We start from the raw sequence: 958 nt of genomic DNA, 5'->3' as shown, positions 1-958 counted from the left end.
CTTCCATGGCAACGAGCGGCATCAGCTGCTCGCGGTATTGCACCATGTAGCGGCCGTTCGAGAACTCGATCTTGTCGGCGGGCAGCTCTTCCAGGCGCGTGACGAGGCCAAGCGGGACCGCCTTGGGCTGCGACGAGCCGGCGCGGAACACCAGCAGCGAAGTGGTCTGCTCGCCCGATCCGATGTGGTGCGCGCCGTTCTCGTCGCCCATGTCATGGGCCGAGGAGCCGGCGGCGCCAAGCGCCTTGGCAATGCCGTTGGGGTCGATGATCATGATCACCGCGCCATCGCCCAGAATGGTGTTGCCGGAGAACATGTCGATGTGACGCAGCTTGGTCGACATCGGCTTCACCACGATTTCTTCGGTGTGGAACACGCCGTCGACGACGATGCCGAAGGTCTGGCTGCCGACTTGCGTGACCACGATGAAGCCGTTCTCGGGATCGGACGCGGCGCCGTCGTCGATCTTCAAGAGCTTCTTCAGATGGATCAGCGGCAGCAGCTTGTTGCGCAAGCGGAGGACCGCGGTGTCCTTGATGCGCTCGATGCGGTGCTCTGAGTTGGCGCGGGCCCGCACCAGCTCGACCACCGAGAGCTGCGGGATCGCAAAGCGGTCGCCGGCGGCTTCGACGATCAGGGCGGAGACGATGGCCAGCGTCAGCGGGATCTTGATGGTGACGGAGCTTCCCTCGCCGGCCACCGACTTGATGTCGATGGTGCCGCCGATCTGGTCGATATTGGTGCGCACCACGTCCATGCCGACGCCGCGGCCCGACACCGAGGTGATGGCGGCTGCGGTGGAGAAGCCGGGCGCGAAGATGAACTTGTGGATCTGGGCTTCGCTCATCTTCTCGAGCTCGGCCTCGGTGACCAACCCTGAGGAGATCGCCTTGGCCTTGATCTTCTCGGTGTTGAGGCCACGGCCGTTGTCGGCGATGCAGATGATGATGTGGCCGCC

1 protein-coding gene is annotated in these 958 nt (G+C 64.4%); it reads right to left on the bottom strand.

The features are described from left to right. On the bottom strand, nt 1-958 hold a 958-nt coding region (locus XI03_RS00060; RefSeq protein ID WP_271590957.1), incomplete at both ends, for a chemotaxis protein CheA.

It is taken from the genome of Bradyrhizobium sp. CCBAU 65884 (assembly GCF_028128835.1).
In the GTDB taxonomy this organism is placed as follows: domain Bacteria; phylum Pseudomonadota; class Alphaproteobacteria; order Rhizobiales; family Xanthobacteraceae; genus Bradyrhizobium; species Bradyrhizobium ottawaense.
The sequence above is the reverse complement of the archived record's forward strand: the minus strand, read 5'-3'. Positions and strand labels throughout refer to the sequence as shown.